This is a genomic window from Streptomyces sp. NPDC088157 (assembly GCF_044741545.1).
GTDB lineage: Bacteria > Actinomycetota > Actinomycetes > Streptomycetales > Streptomycetaceae > Streptomyces.
Window position 1 is genome coordinate 1,241,650 of the sequence record NZ_JBIUSU010000001.1, and the last position, 22,819, is coordinate 1,264,468.

Genomic DNA, 22,819 nt, shown 5'->3' on the forward strand with positions numbered 1-22,819 from the left:
ACGAGAAGCTGGTCGACTACCTCCGGTGGATGACAGCCGATCTGCAGGAAACCCGCCGGCGCCTGAACGACGTGGAGGAGACCGCCCACGAGCCCGTCGCCGTCGTCGCGATGAGCTGCCGCCTGCCCGGGGGCATCCGGACGCCGGAGGACCTCTGGCGGCTGGTCTCCGAGGGACGGGACGCCATCACCACGTTCCCCACCGACCGCGGCTGGGACCTCGAGGCTCTGTACGACCCCGACCCCGACCGGGCGGGCACCTCGTACACCCGCCACGGCGGATTCCTCGAAGACGCCGCCGACTTCGATCCGGCCTTCTTCGGGATCAGCCCGCGCGAGGCACTGGCGATGGATCCGCAGCAGCGGCTGCTGCTCGAGGTGGCCTGGGAGGCCTTCGAAAGGGCCGGGATTCCCGCCGAGCGTATCCGCGGCAGCCGGACCGGAGTCTTCGCCGGAGTCATGTACCACGACTACGGCAGCCGCATCCGACGCGCCTCCGAGGACACCGAGGGATACCTCGGCACCGGAAGCGCGGGCAGCATCGCCTCGGGACGTCTCGCATACACCTTCGGTCTCGAAGGTCCGGCGGTCACCCTCGACACCGCCTGCTCCTCCTCTCTGGTCGCGCTGCATCTCGCGGTTCAGGCGCTGCGCCAGGGAGACTGCGAATTGGCCTTGGCGGGCGGCGTGTCGGTGATGGCCACCCCGGCCACCTTCGTCGCGTTCAGCCGTCAGCGGGGCCTTGCCCCCGACGGACGGTGCAAGGCGTTCGGCGCCGGGGCGGACGGCACCGGCTGGTCCGAAGGGGCCGGGCTGCTCCTCCTGGAACGGCTCTCCACCGCCCGGGCCAACGGGCATCCGGTGCTGGCCGTCGTCCGCGGCAGCGCCGTCAACCAGGACGGCGCCAGCAGTGCCCTGACCGCACCCAACGGCCCCGCCCAGCGCCATGTCATCGCGCAGGCCCTGGAAAGTGCCCGTCTGATGCCCGGCCAGATCGATGCCGTGGAGGCGCACGGGACCGGCACCCGCCTCGGTGACCCCATCGAGGCACAGGCGCTCGCGGCCGCGTACGGAGAGGGCAGGCCGGCCGGACGGCCCCTGTGGCTCGGCTCGTTGAAGTCCAACATCGGCCACACCCAGGCCGCGGCCGGCGTCGCCGGCGTGATCAAGACGGTGATGGCGATGCGCCACGCCACACTGCCCGCGACCCTGCACGCCGAGACCGCCGGCCCGCACGTCGACTGGGCGGCCGGCCCTCTGCGCCTGCTCACCGAGTCACGGCCCTGGCCCTCCACCGGCGAGCCGCGCCGGGCCGGGGTGTCGGCGTTCGGAATCAGCGGAACCAACGCCCACGTACTCCTCGAGGAGGCGCCCGAGCTCCCCGAGGAGACACCCGAACCGGAACCGGTGCGTCCCGGGGCCACCGAAGGGCCACGCCCCGCGCACCCGGGTCTCCCGCTGTGGCTGCTGTCCGCGAAGAGCCCCGAGGCCCTGGGCGGGCAGGCCGATCGCCTCTCCCGCCACCTGCGGAGCCGTCCCGGGCAGGACCCCGTGGACGTCGCCTGGTCCCTGGCCCGTACACGTACCGCCTTCGCCCATCGTGCGGTCGTCGTAGGCCAGGACACGACTGAACTTCTCGCCGGTGTCGAGGCGCTGGCGGCCGGCGCATCCGCACCTCAGCTGGTGCGGGGGACCGCCGGAACGGGCAAGGCGGCGCTCGTCTTCCCGGGTACGGGCTCCCAGTGGGCGGGGATGGCCACCGAACTGCTCGACACCTCCCCGGTGTTCGCCCGGCGGATCGAGGAGTGCGCAGCAGCGCTCGCCCCCTTCGTGGACTGGTCCCTGACCGAGGTGCTGCGCGGGGTGCCGTGCGCCCCCGCGCTCCGGCGCACCGACGTCGTCCAGCCGGCTCTGTGGGCGGTCATGGTCGCGCTGGCTGCCGTATGGGAGTCCTTCGGAGTCGAGATCTCCGGAGTCGTCGGCCACTCGCAGGGCGAGATCGCCGCGGCGGCCGTCTGCGGCGCGCTCTCCCTGCCGGACGCGGCGCGCGTGGTCGCCCTGCGCGGCCGGGCACTCGCGGCGATCGCCGGCCGGGGTGGCCTGCTGTCCCTCTCCCTGCCGGCCGCCGAGGCCCGCGAACGGCTCGAACCCTGGGACGGCTCACTGGTGGTCGCCGCGGTCAACGGCCCCCGCTCGGTGGTCGTCGCCGGCCCTCTGGAGGCGCTTGAGGACCTCCGGACCCGCCTCGACGCCGACGGGGTGTGGGCGCGCCGGGTGCCGCTCGACTACGCCTCCCACTCGCCCCAGGTCGAGGCCGTGCGCGAGGAACTCGCCGACTCCCTGGCGCCCGTGGTACCCGGACCGGGCCGACTTCCCTGCTACTCGTCGGCCACCGGCGCCCTCGTCGAGCCGACGCTCCTGTCGGGCGACTTCTGGTACCGCAGCCTGCGCGACCCGGTGCGCTTCGAAGAGGCCACCCGCGCCATGCTGGCGGACGGATACGACCTGTTCATCGAGTGCACCCCCCACCCGGTCCTCGCCCAGGCACTCCAGGAGACCATCGAGGACGCCGGAGCCGAGTCCGCCGTCGTCGGCTCGCTCCACCGCGGCGAGGGGACACCACGCCGCCTGTCCCTCTCCCTGGCCGAAGCCCTCGCCGCCGGGGCACGCCTGGACGCGGACACGTACTTCGGCGACGCACGGCGCGTCGCCCTGCCCACCTATGCCTTCCAGCGCACCCGCTACTGGCTGTCGGCGGACGAGGAGAGCGCGGGGCCCCCGGCAGCCACTCCGACCGGTCCGGCAGGGCTCGCTCGCCACGCCCACGCGGACGACTGGCTCGCGGTGTACACGCTCGACTGGCAGCCGATGGGGCGCCTCCCGGACCCGCCGCCGGGAGCCGAGGACCGACAGACGGTGCTGGCGGACGCCCGGCAGGACGGGGACGGCCCCGCGGGCGAGGCACTCGAACGCGTGGCACGGACCCTGGCCGAGGTCGAAGAACATCTGGAGGACGAGAGGTTCGCCGACCACCGCCTCGTCGTCGTCACCAGGGGCGCGGTGAGCACCTGGAGCGGCGAGCGGGTGCCGGACCCGGCAGCGGCGGCGGTGTGGGGCGCCCTCGCCTCCGTACAGGCACGGCATCCCGGACGGCTGGCCCTGGCGGACACCGACGGCACGGCGGGGGCACCGGCCCTCGTGGCCGCGGCCGTGGCGGACGGAGTGGACCGGTTCGCCGTACGGGACGGCAAGGTCCTCGCCCCGCGCCCGCCTCTGGCGGACACCGCAGGCCCGCTCCCGGCAGCCGCCGCGGAGACCTGGCGGCTCGCGGTGACCGAGCGCGGCGACCTGAGCACCCTCGCGGTGGTGCCCGCGCCCGCCGCGTCGCGCACGCTCGGCCCGGCCGAGATCCGGGTGGCGGTACGGGCCACGGGCCTCCACTTCGCGGACGCCCTCGTCGGCCTCGGTCTCGGCCCGCACGGTGCGGAGGGCACCCCACTCGGCATCGAGGCGTCCGGGGTGGTCCTGGAGGCCGGGCCGCGGGCCACCGGCTTCGCCGTGGGCGACGCGGTGATGGGCGTGTTCCCGGACGGCGCCGCCGGTCCGGTCGCGGTCACCGACAGCCGTATGGCCCTGCCCGTGCCCGTCGGCTGGTCCCACGCGGAGGCCGCGACCACGCCGCTCGGTTATCTGACGGCACATCATGCCTTGTTCGTGGCAGGCGGGTTGAAGGACCGTGAGAGCGTGCTGGTCCACGCGGCGAGCGGATCCACCGGCCTGGCCGCCGTCCACCTCGCCCGTCACCGGGGAGCGAGGATCCTCGCCACCGACACCCCCGACCACTGGCGGGCCCTGCAGGCGCTCGGCCTTCCCGAACGAGACCTGGCCTCCTCGGCCTCACCCGGGTTCGCGGCCGAACTGTTCGACGCCACCGGTGGCCGCGGCGTCGACGTCGTACTCAACTGCCTGGCGGGGGAGTCCATCGACGCCTCACTGCGCCTGCTGACGGGCGGCGGCCGGTTCGTGGAGACCGGCCGGGCTGATCCCCCCGACCCGGCCCGCCTCGCGGCCGACCATCCCGGAGTCCACTACCGGGTGGCCGATCTCGCCGACGCCGGGCCCGACCGGATCCGTGCCGCCCTGGCCGAACTCGCCCCGCTGTTCGCCGACGGCACGCTCCCGCCCCTGTCCGCCCCCGCCTGGCACCACCGCCGCGCCCACGAGGCGCTGGCCTTCCTCGCCCGCGCCCGCCACGCCGGCCAGGCGGTGCTCAGGATGTCCTCCGGACCGGCACCCGACGGCACCGCGCTCATCACCGGGGGGACGAGCACCGTCGGCGCGGCCGCGGCCCGGCACCTGGCCACCCGGTACGGCCTACGCCACCTGCTGCTCGTCGCCGACGCGACAGGCGCGCAGGACGGGGCCTGTGAAGAGCTCACGACGCTGCGCGACGAGCTGGCCGCGCTCGGTACGTCGGTCACCCTCGCCGACTGGGACCCCACCGAACCGGAGGCCCTCGCCCGGCTGCTCGACTCCCTCACCGCGGACCACCCGCTGACCGCCGTGATCCACACCGGTACCGCCGACTCCCCTCACGGGGCGGCCGCGGCCCTTCACCTGGACCGGGCGACCCGCGACCGGGACCTGGCCGTCTTCGTGACGCTCTGCCCGAACGCCCGAGACGCCGCCACCGGGGCCTTCGTCGCCGCCCTGGCCCGCGACAGGAACGCCGCCGGTCTGCCAGGCGTGTCGGTCCTGTGGGACGGCGCGCCCCGCGAGATCCCCGGCCTCCTGGACCGCGCGCTCGCCTCGCCCGACGGGCTGCTGGCCGCGAACCGCCTGATCGATCCCGCCCCCGACACCACGACGGCGGCCCGGCCGAGGGAGCTCGGCCCCTCCGCACGCCCGGAGTTCGTGCTCGATCTCGTCCGGACGCAGGTCGCCGCGGTCCTCGGCCACGACGACGCCCGCAGCGTCGGATCCGACGAGCGGTTCCAGGCCCTCGGCCTCGACTCCCTCACCGCCGTACAGCTGCGCAACCGGCTGAACACCGCGACCGGGATGCGTCTGCCGACGACGCTCGTCTTCGACCACCCCACGCCCCGGGCCGTCGCGACCCACCTCATGGCACGCACCGCCGACGCCTCCCGGTCGCCGGGCGGCGACCGTGCCGGCCGACCCGCACGGACGGGCGGTGACGACCCGGCCGAACCGCTGGCCATCGTCGCCATGAGCTGCCGCTTTCCCGGCGGCGTACGGTCACCTGAGCAGCTCTGGCAGCTGGTCGACTCCGAGACCGACGCCATCGCGGACTTCCCCACCGACCGCGGCTGGAACTTCGCGGAGCTCTTCCACCCCGACCGGGACCGCCCCGGCACGACCTACGCCCGCCAGGGCGGCTTCATCGACGACATCGCCGGCTTCGACGCGGACTTCTTCGGCATCTCCCCGCGCGAGGCCCTGGCGATGGACCCGCAACAGCGACTGCTCCTGGAGACCGCCTGGGAGGCGTTCGAACGTGGCGGCGTCGACCCGGAGTCGGCGGGCGACGGCCGGATCGGCGTCTTCGTCGGCACCAACGGCCAGGACTACCCGCGGGTGCTCGCCACCGGCAAGGACGACCTGGAGGGGTACATCGGGACGGGCAACACCGCCAGTGTGCTCTCCGGACGGCTGGCGTACGCGTTCGGTCTCGGGGGCCCCGCCGTGACCGTCGACACGGCCTGCTCCTCGTCCCTGGTGGCGCTGCACTGGGCGGCCCAGGCGCTGCGCCGAGGCGACTGCTCGCTGGCGCTCGTCGGCGGCGTCACACTGATGACCAGTCCGTTGCTGTTCACCGAGTTCAACCGGCAGGGCGTGCTCTCCCCGGGCGGCCGGTGCCGTTCCTTCTCCGCCGACGCCGACGGCACCAGCTGGAGCGAGGGCGTCGGTGTGCTGCTCGTCGAGCGGCTGTCCGACGCCCGACGCAACCGGCACCGCGTCCTCGCGCTGGTCCGCGGCTCGGCCATCAACTCCGACGGCGCCAGCAACGGCCTGACCGCTCCCAACGGTCCCGCCCAGGAGCAGGTCATCCGGCACGCCCTCGCCGATGCCGGGCTGACCGCCGCCGACGTGGACGCGGTGGAGGCGCACGGCACGGGGACCAGACTGGGCGACCCGATCGAGGCCCAGGCACTGCTCGCCACCTACGGCGCCCGGCACACCCCCGCCGACCCGCTGTGGCTGGGCTCGCTCAAGTCCAACATCGGTCACACCCAGGCCGCGTCGGGAGTCGCGGGCATCATCAAACTGGTCGAGGCGATGCGCCACGAGAGGCTGCCCCGCACCCTCCACCTCACCGAACCGAGCCCACACGTGGACTGGGCCGACGGCTCGGTCCGGCTGCTTGCCGAGTCCCGGCCGTGGCCACGCGGCGGCCGCCCGCGCCGCTGCGGCGTCTCCTCGTTCGGCATCAGCGGCACCAACGCGCACATCGTCGTCGAAGAGCCCCCCGCCACCGGGCCGGAGCCGGTACCCGCGACGCGCGAAGAGCGGGACGGCGCCGACGCCGTCCTCTTGCCGATCTCCGCCAAGAGCCCCGACGCGCTGCGCGGGCAGGCGGCACGACTGGCCGACCACCTGGCGGCCGAGCCGGACGCGCGGCCGCTGGACGTCGGATGGTCGCTGGCCACGAGGCGCGCCGCGCTGCGGCACCGTGCGGTGGTGACGGGCGCGAACCACTCGGAGGCGCTCGCCGCGCTGACCGCCCTCGCCGCAGGCGAGGACGCTCCCGGTCTGATCCGGGGGGAGGCGCGCGAAGGGCACAGGACGGCGTTCCTCTTCGCGGGCCAGGGCAGCCAGGCAGTCGGCATGGGGCGCGAACTGCACGCGGTCTTCCCGGCATTCGCCGAAGCCTTCGACGCCGCCTGTAGCGCACTCGACCCACATCTGGACCGACCGCTGCGCACCCTCGTCTTCGCCGAGGACGCAGAGGAGACGACCGCCGCCCTTGACCGGACGGGATACGCGCAGCCCGCGCTGTTCGCCTTCGAGGTGGCGCTGCACCGGCTGCTCGCATCCTGGGGGATCACGCCGGACTTCCTCGTAGGCCACTCGGTGGGGGAGATCGCGGCGGCTCACGTCGCCGGTGTGCTCTCGCTGGCCGACGCAGCCGAACTGGTCTCCGCCCGGGGCAGGTTGATGCAGGCTCTGCCCGACGGAGGGGCGATGGCCGCGGTCGAGGCCGACGCCGAGGAGGTCTCCGGGCTCCTGGCCGACGTGGCGGACGAGGCCGACGGCGCGGGGCGGGTCGGTGTCGCCGCGGTCAACGGGCCGCGGGCGATCGTCCTGTCCGGAGACCGGGAGGCCGTGGCCGCGATCGTGGAGCGGCTCGGGGAGCGTGGCAGGCGCACATCCTGGCTGCGCGTCAGCCATGCCTTCCACTCACCCCTGATGGACCCGATGCTGGCCGAGTTCGAGCGGCTCGCCGAAAAACTCACCTACCACCCACCGCGCGTCCCGCTCGTCTCCACCCTCACCGGGCGCACGGCGACGCCCGAGGAGCTGTGCTCTCCCGGGCACTGGGTACGGCACGCCCGCGGCACCGTCCTCTTCGAGGACGCGGTCCGGCACCTCGGCGAGGCGGGAGCCGACGTCTTCGTCGAAGTCGGCCCCCTCGGTGCGCTGAGCCCGATGGCCGCCGACTGCCTGACCGGCGAAGGGCTCTTCGTGGCGGCCCAGCGCAAGAGCCGTCCGCAGACGGCGACCGCCCTGCACACCGTCGCCGCCCTGCACGTCCACGGCGTCGCGGTCGACTGGCGCGCCCTGTTCGCGGGACGTGGCGCGCGTGGTGTGGACCTGCCGACGTACGCCTTCCAGCGACGCCGCTACTGGCCGCGGCGCGCCGTCGCCCAGCGTCTGCCGCGTCCCGGCGCCCACCCCGGAGGAGTGTTCGGCGCCCACCCCGTGCTGGGGCCCGTCGTACGGCTGGGGGACAGCGACCGGCACCTCCTCGCCGGCCGGCTCTCCCTGGCGGCGCTGCCGTGGCTCGTCGAGCACGAGGTGTTCGGCGCGACGGTCGTCCCCGGCAGCCTCTTCCTGGAGCTGGCCGTGCAGGCTGCCGCAGCCGTCGGCAGCCCTGTGGTCCGGGAGCTGACCCTGCACGCGCCGCTGGCCCTGACCACCGACGACGAGGTGGAACTCCAGCTCCTCGTCGGCGAGCCCGGCCCGTCCGGAGACCGGATCCTGCACCTGTACGGGCGCCCGCACGACAGTACGCACGAGGCCCCCTGGACCAGGTACGCGAGCGGCGAGCTGGGCGAGGACATCCGGGAGCCCGGCCACGACCTGAGCGCCTGGCCCCCGCCCGACGCGCGTCCCGTCCCGGTCGAGGACCTGTACGAGAGGTTCGCCGCGACCGGCGTCCGCTACGGAGCCCTCTTCCGGGGCGTACGCGGTGTGTGGCGTGACGGCGAGGTGCTCCACGCCGAGGTCGCGCTGCCCGAAGGCACGGACACGGCCGGGTTCGCGGTGCACCCGGCGCTGTGGGATGCGGCCCAGCACCCGGCGGCGATGGACGGACTGGCCTCCGGGGCGGCCGCGGCGGTGCCGTTCTCCTGGACCGGGGTCCGCGTCCACGCGGCGGCGGCCACGGTGCTGCGGGTACGGACAGCACCCGCCGGTGAGAACGCCGTCACGATGGACGTGGCCGACGGCAGCGGCGACCCGGTGGCCACCGTAGGGCGCCTGATGGCCCGTCGTGCCACCGCGCGCGACCTCGAACTCTCCCGGCCCGGCGGGCAGGCCGCTCTGTACCGGCTCGACTGGACAGCTCTGCCTGTGCGCCTCGACGGGCAGCCGCCCGTGACGCGCTGGCACGGTGAGGCGACGGCTCCGGCCGAGCTCGCCGGGGCGGCCACGCGGGCCACGGACAAGAACGACGCCGCGTTCGTACTCGTACCCGTACGGGTCGACGGGATGCCGGCCCCCGACGCCGCCCTGACCGCGACGACACGGGTGCTGGCGGCGGTGCGGGAATGGCTCGCCCGGGACCCCGCCGGGGAGGGGAACGCCCGCCTGGTCCTCGTGACCAGCCGGGCCGTGGCCTGCTCCCTGGGCGAGGAGCTGCCCAACCCGGCACAGTCCGCTGTGTGGGGCATCGGGCGCGCCGCCCAGGCCGAGTACCCCGGGCGGATCGTGCTGGCCGACGTGGACGGAGGCGACGCGTCCTGGCGTGCCCTGCCCGCGGCCCTCGCCACGGGCGAGTCCCAACTGGCCCTCCGCGACGGCCTGGCCGCCGTGCCCCGGCTGGCCCGTGTCGACGACGACCGGTCGTCGGCCGCCGAGCACGGCTCGTCCGGCCTGCCCGCCTCGTCCGGCACACCCGATTCGGGCGGGGAGGCTGCCGCCGTCCGTGGGTTCGATCCGGAGGGGACCGTCCTGATCACCGGCGGTACGGGTGCTCTCGGCGCGCTCGTCGCGCGCCATCTCGTCGTGCGGCACGGCGTGCGGAGCCTGCTGCTGACCAGCCGCGGCGGCCGCTCGGCTCCCGGAGCGAAGGAGCTGGCGGCCGAACTCCGCGGGCTCGGCGCCCGGGTGGAGGTGGCCGCCTGCGACGTCGCGGACCGGGCCGCGCTCGGCCGACTCCTCGCGACCGTCCCGAAGGACCGCCCTCTCACCGCCGTCGTCCATGCCGCGGGCGTGCTCGACGACGGCGTGCTGGGGACCCTGTCGCCCGAGCGGCTGGCGGGCGTCCTCGGCCCCAAGGCCACCGCGGCCTGGCACCTGCACGAACTGACCCAGGGGCAGGATCTGGCGGCCTTCGTCCTGTTCTCCTCCGCCTCGGGGGTGCTCGGCTCCGCGGGCCAGGCCGCCTATGCCGCCGCCAACAGCTTCCTCGACGGCCTGGCCCAGCACCGCGCGGCGGCCGGACTGCCCGCGACGTCGCTGGCGTGGGGCCTGTGGAGCCAGGACGAGAAGGGCATGGCGGGCGGCCTGACCGAGGCCGAACGCGCCCGTATCGTCCGCGCCGGGTTCGGGGCGATCGAGGCGGACGCCGGTCTGGCCCTGCTCGACGCCGCGCTGAACCGGCCGGAACCGTTGCTCGTACCCGCCCGCTTCGATCTCGCCGTCCTCCAACCGCGCGGAGCGGACCCGGGCTTTCCACCGGTCCTGCGCGGCCTGGTCGCGTCCCTGCCGACGCCTGCCCCCGGCCGGACGGACATCGAGTCGGCCGGCACCCCGGCGACCACCCCGGCAGGCCCCGCACGCCCGCTGGCGGACCGCCTGCTGCCCCTGGACGACGCCGAGCGGGACCGGATCCTGCTCGACCTGGTCCGCGCCCAGGCCGCCACCGTGCTCGGGCACAGCTCGCCGCACGCCATCGCCCCGGACCGGGCCTTCACCGAGTCCGGACTCGACTCGCTCGCCGCGGTCGAGATCAGGGGACGGCTCGACAGCGCCACCGGGATGCGCCTGCCGGCCACGCTGGTCTTCGACCATCCCACGCCGGCCGCGCTCGCCGCGCACCTCAAAGGCCGCCTCCTGCCGGCGAGGCCGCCGGTGGGCCGGACCGTACTGGCGGAACTCGACCGGCTGCAGGACGCCCTGCCCGAGCTGGCCGACGACCCGGACACCGCAGGCCGGCTGCGGTTGCGGCTGCGCGAACTGCTCGGCGCCCTCGACAGCACCGCGACCGGGCGGACGGCGGGGGCCGGCGAGCCGGCCGGCGCGGCGCAGGAGCCGGGAGACGGCGAGACCGACGCACTTGACTCCGCCGACATCGGCGAACTGCTCGCCATCATCGACGAGGAACTGGGGAACGCCTGATGACGGGCACCGACGAGAAGATACTCACCTCCCTCAAGCGGCTCACCGCCGAGCTTCGACAGACCCGCAAACGGTTGCAGGAGACCGAGGACGCGGCCCACGAACCCGTCGCGATCATCGGCATGGCCTGCCGCTACCCCGGCGGGGTGCGCACCCCCGACGATCTCTGGCAGCTCGTCGCCACCGGCCGCGACGCCGTCTCCGACTTCCCGACCGACCGAGGCTGGGACATGGCGGCACTGCTCGGGCCGAACGCCGACGCCTCGAGAACCAGCAGCACGCACGAGGGCGGATTCCTCCACGACGTGGCCGACTTCGATCCGGGCCCGTTCGGCATCAGCCCCCGTGAGGCCACCGCGATGGACCCCCAGCAGCGTCTCCTCCTGGAGACGGCCTGGGAGGCCTTCGAGGACGCGGGCATCGACCCGGCGACCCTGCGCGGCACCAGGACCGGCGTGTACGCGGGGATCATGTACCACGACTACGCCGCCCGGCTGCGCGAGTTGCCCGAGGAGGTCATGGGCTACCTCGGCACCGGCAACTCGGGCAGCATCGCCTCCGGCCGGGTGGCCTACACCTTCGGCCTGGAGGGTCCGGCGGTCACCATCGACACCGCCTGCTCCTCCTCCCTGGTCGCCCTGCATCTGGCCGCCGGGGCGCTGCGCGGGCAGGAGTGCACGCTCGCCCTCGCGGGCGGAGCCACCGTCATGGCGTCCCCACTGCCGTTCGTGGACTTCAGCCGACAGGAGGGACTGGCACCGGACGGCCGGTGCAAGTCCTTCTCCGGCGCCGCCGACGGCACCGGCTGGGCCGAGGGCGCCGGCATGCTGCTGCTCGAACGGCTCTCCGACGCCCGCCGCAACGGCCACACGGTGCTCGCCGTCCTGCGCGGCTCGGCGGTGAACTCCGACGGCGCCAGCAACGGACTGACCGCTCCCAACGGGCCCTCGCAGCAGCGGGTGATCCACCAGGCTCTGGCGGACGCGGGCCTGCGCCCGGACGAGGTCGACGCGGTCGAGGCCCACGGCACGGGCACCACCCTGGGCGATCCGATCGAGGCCCAGGCGCTGCTCGCCACCTACGGCCGGGGTCGCGCGCAGGACCGCCCACTGTGGCTCGGCTCGCTCAAGTCGAACACCGGACACACCCAGGCCGCGGCCGGCGTCGGCGGCGTCATGAAGATGGTGCTGGCCATGCGGCACGGCGTGCTTCCGCGCACCCTCCATGTCGACCGGCCCACCCCACACGTCGACTGGTCCGCCGGGGCCGTCGAACTGCTCGCCCGGCCACGGCCGTGGCAACGCGGCGACACACCCCGGCGCGCCGGGATCTCCTCGTTCGGATTCAGCGGCACCAACGCGCACGCCGTCATCGAGGAACCGCCCTTGGACGAGAAGGAGACTCAGGACCGCCCCGTCGCGCCGGCCGACGGCGTACCGGCGCTGTGGGCGCTGACAGGCACCTCGCAGGAGGCGCTGCGCGCGCAGGCCGGGGCCCTCGCGGCGCAACTGCGCCGCGACCCGGCACCCGGCCTCGTCGACGTCGGATACTCCCTGCTCACCACCCGCACCGCCCTGGAGCACCGGGCCGTGCTGCTGGGGAACGACCGGCGGACGATGGTGCGCGACCTGGACACTTTCGCGGGCGGCGGCGCCCCGGCCGGGCTGCTGCGCGGCCGGGCGGCCCCCGGCGCACTCGCGGTGATGTTCACCGGCGGAGGCAGCCAACGCCCTTTGGGCAAGGATCTGTACGCCGTCCACCCCGCCTTCGCGGAGGCCCTCGACGCCGTCTGCGCCGAACTGGACCGCCACCTCGAGCGTCCCCTGCTGCCGGTGCTCTTCGGCGAGCGGGGCCGGCCCGGCGACGTAGCCGTCGACGCGCACGACGCCGACCCGCTTTCCGGGCAGGCGCTCGCCCAGCCCGCCCTGTTCGCCGTCGAGGTCGCGCTCTACCGCCTGTTCGCCTCCTGGGGAGTCACCCCCGACTACGTCCTGGGCCACTCGGGCGGCGAACTGGCGGCCGCCCATGCCGCCGGCGTGCTCTCGCTCGCCGACGCCTGCGCACTCGTTGCCGCGCGCGGACGGCTGACCCAGGAACTCCCGGACGGTGGGGCGATGGTGGCGGTCGCCGCCCCGGCGGACGAGGTGCTGCCGCTGCTCACTCAGGGGGTCGAGATCGCGGCCGTCAACGGCCCCGCCGCCGTCGTCCTCTCCGGCGACGAGGCGGCCGTGCTCGCCCTCGCCGGGCACTTCGCCGCGAAGGGCGCCAAGACCCGTCGGCTGCAGGTCGGTTACGCCTCCCACTCGGCCCACGTGGACCCCATGCTCGACGAGCTCCGTAAGGTCGCGGCCGGCCTGGAACTCCGACCGCCGCGCATCGGATTCCTCTCCACGGTCACCGGGAAGCCCGCCGACGAGACGGAGCTCTGCTCACCCGAGTACTGGGTGCGCAACGCCCGCCGACCGGTCCTGTTCGCCGACGCGATACGGCGGCTGGAGTCCGAAGGAGTCCGCACCTTCCTCGAAATCGGCCCGGACGCGGTGCTCGCCGCCCTCGCCGAGGAGAACGTCAACCCCGGCACCTCGGCCGCGCTCGCGGCCCAGCGTGCGGGACGGCCCGAGCCGGACGCCGTCACGGCGGCCGTCGCCGGGCTTCACGCGCGCGGTGTGCCCGTCGACTGGGCGGCGTTCTTCCGGGGCACGGGCGCGGCGCGCGTCGGGCTCCCGCACTACGCCTTCCAGAAGCGGCGCCACTGGCTGGAGGCCCCCGCCCAAGGTCCCCTGGACGTCTCGCCCGCCGGTCTCGGCTTCCCCGACCATCCGCTGCTCGGAGCGAGCGTCCTTCTCGCGGACTCCGAGGAGTTCCTGTTCACCGGACGGCTGTCGCTCGCCACCCATCCGTGGCTGGCCGACCACGCCGTCGGCCGGTCCGTCCTGCTGCCCGGCACGGCCTTCCTCGAACTGGCCCTGCGCGCCGGTGAGCAGGCCGGATGCGAGCACCTCGAAGAACTCACCCTCACAGCGCCGCTGACGCTACCCGCCGACGGCGCAGTGGTGCTCCAGATCAGGGTGGGAGCGCCGGACGCCGACGGACACCGGCCGGTCGAGATCCACGCGCGGCCCGAGGACGCCCTCCCCGGACAGCCATGGGTGCGGCACGCCACCGGGACGGTGTCCACCGCGGCACCCGCGCCGGCCCCGACCGGTGCCCTCGCCTCCTGGCCGCCGGCCGACGCGCGCCCCCTCGACCCGGACGGTGTGTACGACCGGCTCAGCGCCGCCGGACTGCGGTACGGTCCGGCCTTCCAGGGCCTGCGAGCCGCTTGGCGGCGCGGCGACGAACTCTTCGCCGAGGTCGCCCTGGATGGTGAACAGCACGTCGCCGCACGGTCGTTCGGACTGCACCCGGCTCTGCTGGACGCCGCCCTGCACACCCTCGGCCTCGGCATACCCGACACCACCGGTGCCCCGAGTCTGCCCTTCGCCTGGCACGGTGTGTCGCTGTACGCCTCGGGTGCGACGATGCTGCGTGTACGGCTGGCGCCCGCCGGGCCGGACACAGTGGCCCTCGAACTCGCGGACGGAGCGGGCCGGCCGGTCGGCTTCGTGGACGCGCTGCTGCTGCGGCCCGCCGGACAGCTCGCGGCGGCGGACGCGCCCAAGGAGCCACTGCTCCACCTCGTATGGAGGGAACCGGCGGACGCCGAGGCGGCCACGCCGCTCGGCATCGCGCCGCCCGTGGTGCTCGGCGGGAACGGCCCCGGCGGCCACCCGGACATGGCGGCCCTCGCCGCCGCGGTCGCCGACGGCGCGGCAGCACCCGAGGTCGTGGTCGTCCCGCTCCTCGACCCGGACGGGGAGAGCGGGCAGGACGTAGGTGCCGCGGCCCGGCACTCCACAGCCCAAGCCCTGCGGCTCGTACGGAACTGGCTGTCCGACGACACGTTCGCCGCCGCCCACCTCGTCGTGGTCACGCATGCCGCGGCGGCCACCGGACCGGACGAGGACCTCGGCGACCTGCCACGCGCCGCCGTCCGGGGGCTGCTGCGCACGGCGCAGTCCGAACACCCGGGGCGGATCACCCTCGTCGACACCGACGACCCCGACACCTGGGCGACCCACCTGCCCGCTGTTCTGCGATGCGGGGAGCCCGACATCGCGCTGCGCGGGGGCCGACTGCTGGTGCCGCGCCTGGCCCGTACCGATGTACCGGCCCGGCGGACCGACACCGCGGACGGCGTGACCGAGCCGTCGGGCGCCCCCCTGTTCGACGCCGAGGGCACCGTGCTGATCACCGGTGGAACCGGCGCGCTCGGCGCGCTCCTCGCGCGGCACCTGGTCGAGCGCCACGGAGTGCGTGGTCTGCTGCTGGCCGGCCGCCGCGGTCCCGAGGCCGAGGGGGCCCGCGAACTTGCCGAAGGGCTCCGCGCCTCGGGCGCGCAGGTCGACCTGGTCGCCTGTGACGTGGCGGACCGGGCCGCCCTGGAACGTCTCCTCGACTCCGTTCCGGCCGGGCGGCCGCTGACGGCCGTCGTCCACGCGGCGGGCGTCCTGGACGACGGCGTCCTCGACGCGCTCACCCCCGAACGCCTGGACCGGGTGATGCGGCCGAAGTCCGACGCGGCATGGCATCTGCACGAGCTCACCGCTCACCTCGACCTGTCCGCCTTCGTCCTGTTCTCCTCGGCGGCCGGACTCCTCGGCGCCCCCGGCCAGGCCAACTACGCCGCGGCGAACGGGTTCCTGGACGCCCTGGCCGCACACCGCCGCCACCGCGGACTGCCCGCCCACTCACTGGCCTGGGGCCTGTGGGAAGGGACGTCGGGCATGGTCGCGGGAGTCGACGGACCCGCCCAGCGCCGACTGGCCGCCCTCGGCATGCGGCCGATCCCGGCCGACGAGGGCCTGGCCCTCCTCGACGCCGCGATCGCCCGGACCGAGCCCGTGACGGCGCCTCTCCACCTCGACCCGCGCCGGCTCCGCGGCGACACCGCACCGGCCCTGCTGCGCGGTCTCGTGCCGCCCGCACGGCGGCGACGCCGCGCCGAGTCCCGCACCGCGACAGGCCCGCTTTCGCCCGCCCAGAGGATGGCCGCGCTCCCGGAGGCCGAACAGCTGCGGGAACTCACGACGCTGGTACGGGACGAGGCCGCCGCGATCCTGGGACACCGCGACGCCGGGGACGTCCCCCACGACCACTCCTTCTCCCAGCTCGGCTTCGACTCGCTCGCGGCGATCGAACTGCGCAACCGCCTGGGGGCCGCCCTCGGCCTGCGGCTGCCGACCACCCTGGTGTTCGACCATCCGACGCCGGCCGAACTCGCCGGGCGGCTGCGTGCGCTGCTCAGCGACACCGCCACCCCGGCGCAGCCGCCCGTACGGGACGCCGGCACCGCCGACGAGCCCTTCGCCATCGTCGCCATGGCCTGCCGCTATCCCGGCGGCGTCACCTCGCCCGACGACCTCTGGGAGCTGGTCCGTTCGGGCCGCGACGCCATCACCGAGATGCCCCGCGACCGGGGCTGGGACATCAACGGCCTGTACGACCCCGAGGGCGCCGGGCGCGGGACGTTCTACACCCGGCACGGCGGATTCCTCGAGGACGCCGCAGGCTTCGACCCGGGATTCTTCGGGATCAGCCCGCGCGAGGCCCTGGCGATGGACCCGCAGCAGCGGCTGCTCCTCGAGGTGTCGTGGGAGGCGTTCGAACGGGCCGGGATCGATCCGGTGTCGATGCGCGGCAGCGAGACCGGGGTGTTCGCCGGCGTGATGTACCACGACTACGGTTCGTGGGCGAAGGACGCCCCCGAGGACGTCGAGGGCTATCTCGGCGCGGGCACGGCGGGCAGTGTCGCCTCCGGCCGGGTGGCCTACGCCCTGGGGCTCGAAGGCCCCGCGGTGACCGTCGACACCGCCTGCTCGTCGTCACTGGTGGCGCTGCACCTCGCCGCCCAGGCCCTCCGCTCGGGGGAGTGCTCGCTGGCCCTGGCCGGCGGGGCGACCGTGATGTCCACCCCTGGGCCGTTCGTCGAGTTCAGCCGACAGCGCGGGCTGTCTCCCGACGGGCGGTGCAAGTCGTTCGCGGCAGGCGCCGACGGCACCGGCTGGGGCGAGGGCGTGGGCGTGCTCCTGGTCGAGCGGCTTTCGGACGCGCGCCGCAACGGCCATCCCGTTCTGGCCGTGGTGCGGGGCAGCGCGATCAACCAGGACGGGGCCAGCAACGGGCTGACCGCCCCCAGCGGTCCCGCACAGCAGCGCGTGATCCGGCAGGCGCTCGGCGGTGCCGGACTGACGGCCGCCCAGATCGACGCCGTCGAGGCGCACGGCACCGGCACCACGCTGGGTGATCCGATCGAGGCGCAGGCCCTGCTGGCCACCTACGGTCAGGAGCGCGCGGAGGACCGCCCGCTGTGGCTCGGCTCGCTGAAGTCGAACATCGGGCACGCCCAGGCGGCGGCAGGGGTCGGCGGCGTCATCAAGATGGTGCAGGCCATGCGGCACGGAGTCCTGCCCCGGACCCTGCACGTGGACAGTCCCTCACCGCACGTCGACTGGTCGGCGGGCGCGGTACGGCTGCTGACCGAGCCCGTCCCGTGGCCGGTCACCGGCGCACCGCGGCGGGCCGGGGTGTCCTCGTTCGGCATCAGCGGGACCAACGCGCACGTCATCGTCGAGCAGGCCCCGGACCAGCCTGCCGCGTCGGTGAAGGCCGCCCTCGCGCCCGCTGCCGCCCAGTCGCCCGCTGCCGCGTCGGCCGAACCCGGCGGCCTGCCCGCGGCATGGCTGCTGTCCGCCAAGACCCCTGAAGCGCTGCGGGCCCAGGCCCGCCGCCTCCTCGACCACGTACGGGAACGGCCGGACACCGCGGCCGAGGACATCGCGTGGAGCCTGGCCACCACCCGTCCCTCGTTCCCCCACCGCGCGGCCCTCGTGGCCGACGACCGCGAAGGCCTCGTGAGCCGCCTGGCCCGCCTCGCGCAGAGCACCACTGACGCCCCCTTCGACGGTCCGGCCGGGCGCGCCAGCGCGGGCAAGGTCGCCTTCCTGTTCAGCGGGCAGGGCAGTCAGCGGGCCGGCATGGGCCGCGAACTGGTCGCCGCCGACAGCGCGTTCGCGCAGGCGCTGGCCCAGTCCTGCGCCCCCTTCGACCCGCTGCTCGGCCGGCCGCTGATGGAGGTGATCCTCGCCGAGCCCGGGACCGCCGACGCGGCGTTTCTCGACCGCACCGCGTACACCCAACCCGCGCTGTTCGCCTTCCAGGTGGCGCTGCTGAACCGGCTGGGGGAGTGGGGCGTGCGCCCCGACGTCCTGGCCGGTCACTCCGTCGGGGAGCTCGCGGCGGCCCACGCCGCGGGTGTCCTCGACCTCGCCGACGCGGCCGCGCTCGTGGCGGCGCGCGGCCGTCTGATGCAGGAACTGCCCCCGGGCGGGGTGATGGCTGCCGTACGGGCCCCGCAGGAGGAGGTCCTGTCCCGGCTCACGGACGGGGTCGTCCTCGCCGCCGTGAACGGGCCGGCGTCGGTCGTCGTCTCCGGCGACGTGGACGCCGTCGACGTCCTGATCGCGCGTCTCGCGACGGACGGTCACCGGGCCCGGCGGCTGCGGGTCGGCCACGCCTTCCACTCGCCGCACATGGATCCCATGCTCGACGCGTTCCGGCGGGTCGCCGAAGGACTGGCCTTCCACGAGCCGCGGATACCCGTCGTCTCGACGCTCACCGGCGGGCCGACGGCGCCCGGTGAGCTCTGCTCGCCGGAGTACTGGACCCGCCAGCTCCGCCACGCGGTGCGGTTCCAGGACGCCGTCGCCCGGCTGGAGAGCGACGGCGTGACCACCTTCGTCGAACTCGGCCCGGACGCCACCCTCACGGCGCTCGCGCAGGACTGCCTCGCGGACCGCGACCGCGCCGTCGTCCCCCTGTTGCGGCCCGGCAGGCCCGAGCCGGAAGCGTACGTCTGCGGTGTCGCGGAACTCCATGTCCGCGGGGTGGCGGTGGACTGGGCGGCAGGGCTCCGGGCCGTATCCACCCGCCCGGTGGAGCTGCCGACCTACGCCTTCCAGCGCCGCCGGTACTGGCTCGACGCCGCAGCGCCCGCACCGCGGGGCCGGCCGCAGGAGCACCCGCTGCTGGCCCCGCCGGTCTCCGCGCCGGACCTGGAAGGCGCGGTGTTCACCGGCGAGCTGGACGCCCGCGCGCTTCCGTGGCTCACCGAGCACCGGGTCGGCGGCGCCGCCATCCTGCCGGGTTCCGTGTTCGTGGAGCTGGCCCTGAGCGCGGGCGCGGAGCTGGGGCTCCCGGTCGTGGCCGACCTCGTCCTGGAGTCGCCGCTCCCCGTACCGGACCGGGGCCGGGTCCTCCTCAGGCTTTCCGTGCGGGAGCAGGACACGGCCGGACGGCGGACGTTCAGCGTGTTCGCCCGGCCCTCGGAGGCTCTGTCCGGGGAGGAATGGACTCGGCACGCCACTGGCACCCTCACCGCGGCCGGCCCGGGCAAGGACGTCGGTCCCGGCGACACCGCCTGGGCTGCCGCCTGGCCCCCGGCGGCGGCGCTGCCGGTGGACCTCGCGCACGGGTACGAGCGGCTGGCGGAGGCCGGACTCGCCTACGGGCCGGCGTTCCGCGGACTGCGTGCGCTCTGGCGTCGGGACGGGGAGATCTTCGCCGAGGCGGCACTGCCCGAACCGGAGGCTGCTGAGCACCGCTACCGCCTCCACCCTGCCCTGCTCGACGCGGCTCTGCACGCCCTCGCGCACGGCGGGCCGCGACAGCTCGACCGCCCCGAACTGCCCTTCTCCTGGAGCGACATCAGGCTCCACGGCGCCGGCACCGGCGTCGGCGCCCGTGCGCGGAGCCTGCGCGTACGGATACGTTCCCTCGCCGACGGCGCGGTCGCCCTGGACCTGGCCGATTCCGACGGAGCTCCCGTGGCCTCCGCGGCCTCCCTGGCCCTGCGGCCCCTGCCGGCCGCCCGGAACCGCTCCCTGCTGCGCGTCGACTGGCCGCGGCACGCCGCTGCGGAACACCCCGAGTCGGCGGTGGACACGGCCTGGACCGTACTCGGCTCCACGGACTCGCCTTTGGCCGAAGCCCTGCGTGCGCGGGGCGGACGGGTCGTGGTCCTCTCCGGACTTTCCCATTCCGAGGGCGAGTCCATCCCTCATCAGGTGCTCGCGCCCTTCCTGGGGCGGAGCACGGGCGATGTCCCCGGGGCCGCTGTCCGCGCCGCCCGGGAGGCCCTCGCCCTGGTGCGCTCGTGGATCGGTGATCCGCGGTACGACACGTCGCGGCTGATCGTCGTGACGAGCGGTGCGGTGGCCGCGTCCCCGGGCGAGGACGTGCCGGATCCGGCACGGGCGCCGCTGTGGGGCCTGCTGAGGTCGGCGATCTCCGAGCACCCCGGCCGGTTCGCCCTGGTGGACGTGGACGGCGAGGACGCCTCCTGGCGGTCGCTGCCGGAGGCGATCGCCTCGAACGAGGAGCAGACGGCCGTCAGAAAGGGCGAGGTGCTGGTGCCCCGGCTGGCCCCCGCCGGGCGGTCCGCCGCCATCCCTGTCCCCGGCCCGGGCGCGGTGTTCCGCCCCGAGGGGACCGTGCTGATCACCGGCGCGGCAGGCGCGCTCGGCGGTTTGACCGCCCGGCACCTGGTCGCCGAGCACGGCGTACGGCGCGTGCTGCTCGTCGGCCGCACCGCCCACGACCCGCGCCTGACGGACCTGGTCGCCGGAATCGAGCGGCTGGGCGCAACGGCGACGACCGCCGGGTGCGACGTCGGCGACCGCGCCGCACTGGCCGCCGTGATCGCCGCTGTCCCGGATGCCCACCCGCTCACCGCCGTCGTGCACTGCGCCGGTCTGCTGGACGACGGAGTGGTGACCTCCCTGAGCCCGGAGCGGCTCGCCCGCGTCCTGCGCGCCAAGGCCGATGCGGCATGGCATCTGCACGAGCTCACCGCGCACCTTGATCTGTCGGCCTTTGTGCTCTTCTCCTCCGCAGCGGGAGTTCTGGGCGCACCGGGCCAGGCCAACTACGCCGCCGCCAACACATTCCTCGACGCGCTGGCCCGGCACCGCAGGGCCCGCGGGCTCGCCGGCCTGTCGCTGGCCTGGGGACCCTGGGCGCTGCAGGACGGGCCCGGAACCGGAATGGCCGGAGCCGCGGAACTGCGCCGTACGGCGGACGGGGGCGTCGTGGCGCTCACGCCGGAGCGAGGTCTTGAGCTCTTCGACGCGGCGGTGGCCCATTCCACGGCCGGGGAGGACGACGCCCTTCTCGTACCGTTGCCCACGGAGCCCGCCCGACTACGCGCGGCCTCCGACGGCCCGTCCCTGCCCCGCCTGCTGCGGAGCCTGTCGCCGGGCGCGGCCACTCCCACCACGCCTGTCACCGCCCCCCGACACACCGAACCCGCCGCCGGACTCCCCGAGGGCGAGGGGAAGTCCGACCTGCCTTCGCTCGTCCGTGCCGCCGTCGCCGGAGTGCTTGGCTTCCCCTCGTCCGACGCGATCGACGAGGACACCTCCTTCCCCGAGCTGGGCATCGACTCGCTCACCGCGGTGGAGCTGCGCAACCGGCTGGACGCGATCACCGGTCTGCGGCTGTCGGCCACCGTCGCCTTCGACCACCCGACGTTCGCGACCCTGCTCCGGCACCTGCGGACAGAACTCGACGCCGCGGCTCCCGGCCGAACGCCGGGGCCCGAGGCACCGGTTGCGGCCGCGGACGGGGTCGGCGCGCTGTTCCGGCGGGCGCGGTCGGCGGGTCGGACGATGGAAGGGATCGAACTGCTGCGGATGGCCTCCCGGTTCCTGCCGTCGTTCGCCGAGACCGACGAACTGGGGGAGGAGCGCCCGCGGCCGGTACGGCTGGCCGGCGGCCCGGCACGGCCGGCGCTGATCTGCTTCCCCGCCGTGGTCGCGCTCTCCGGGCCGCACCAGTACGCCCGGTTCGCCGCGGCGTTGCGCGGGCGGCGCGACGTGCTGGCCCTCCCGCAGCCCGGCTTCCTGCCGGGCGAGCGGCTGCCCGCCGACCTCGGCGCCGTCGTCGCGGCACAGACCGAGGCGGTGCACCGGTACGCCGAGGGCGCGCCGATTGCCCTCGTCGGCTACTCGTCCGGCGGGTGGATCGCCCACGCCGTCGCCGCCGCGCTGGAGCGCGCGGGCCGGGCGCCCCGGGCGGTGGTGTTGCTCGACACCTACCTCCAGGACGAGACGACCGACCGCATGGCCACCGCGCTGACCGAGGGGCTGTTCGCCCGGCACGGTGAGGTGTCGGCCGCGGACGACCACTCCCTGACCGCGATGGGCGCCTACCTGAGGGTGTTCGAGGGGTGGCGGTCGGACGGCCTCGCGACTCCCACCCTCTTCCTTGGCGCCGCGGAATCCCTGCCGGGCGCCACGGCGGTGCCCCGCGCCGCAGCGACGGCAGGCACCGTCCAGGAGACCCCCGGCGACCACTTCTCGATGCTCGAGGAGCACGCCGGTTCCACCGCACAGGCCGTCCATGACTGGCTCGACCGCCGGATGGCATCCCATGAAAAGGAGTGAACGAAATGACCGCGATCACCCCCGAGTTGATCGAGAAGGCATATGTGGCCCTGGTCTCCTGCGATCGCGAGGAAGCGGCCAAGTACTGGTCGGAGGACGTCAGGTTCAGCGTTCCCGGACGTCACGTCCAGGCCGGCTGGCACGTCGGGCTCGATGAACTCCTCGCGTTCCGGCGTGCGTTGACGGACACGGCGGGAGGAAAGTTCGAGGTCGAAATGGTCACCTCGATGATCGACGGCAACGAGTGCATGGACGTGGTCAAGGTCCACGCGGTACGGCCGGACGCCCCGGAGGGGAGCACCTCGCCCTACGACGTCCTCGATGCCCTGGGCGTCCAGGTGTTCCGCTGGGAGGACGGCCTGATCGTCGAAGGGCGCGCGGGCTTCTTCGGCGACGGGGCGACCAACTACGACCAGTGGTGGTCGCCGCTGGCGGCCGACGGAACACGCAGGGACCGCTGACGACCCCTGC

Annotated in this window: 3 protein-coding genes; all 3 read left to right on the plus strand. The window is 74.9% G+C overall.

All coding sequences use genetic code 11. From position 1 onward, the window contains the following. Positions 1-8 precede the first annotated feature (8 nt). Genes ACIPFH_RS05235 through ACIPFH_RS05245 form a run of 3 tightly spaced genes read left to right on the plus strand, consistent with a single transcriptional unit; the run spans position 9 to position 22,809 of the window. Positions 9-10,805 (plus strand): SDR family NAD(P)-dependent oxidoreductase, encoded by a 10,797-nt coding sequence (locus tag ACIPFH_RS05235; RefSeq protein ID WP_401823770.1) that lies wholly within the window; start codon positions 9-11, stop codon positions 10,803-10,805. Further along, the gene (locus tag ACIPFH_RS05240; RefSeq protein ID WP_401823215.1) at positions 10,805-22,348 is read left to right on the plus strand and encodes a type I polyketide synthase; all 11,544 of its coding nucleotides are present in this window, start codon (positions 10,805-10,807) and stop codon (positions 22,346-22,348) included. The genes ACIPFH_RS05235 and ACIPFH_RS05240 overlap by 1 nt, the downstream gene beginning before the upstream one ends. A gap of 5 nt (positions 22,349-22,353) precedes the next feature. Beyond that, complete coding sequence (locus ACIPFH_RS05245; RefSeq protein ID WP_401823218.1) at positions 22,354-22,809, plus strand: nuclear transport factor 2 family protein; 456 nt, start codon at positions 22,354-22,356, stop codon at positions 22,807-22,809. The last annotated feature ends 10 nt before the right edge of the window (positions 22,810-22,819 follow it).

Coding starts and splice junctions, on each gene's coding strand:
- ACIPFH_RS05240 (WP_401823215.1), top strand. CDS start 10,805: ATGACGGGCACCGACGAGAAGATACTCACCTCCCTCAAGCGGCTCACC.
- ACIPFH_RS05245 (WP_401823218.1), top strand. CDS start 22,354: ATGACCGCGATCACCCCCGAGTTGATCGAGAAGGCATATGTGGCCCTG.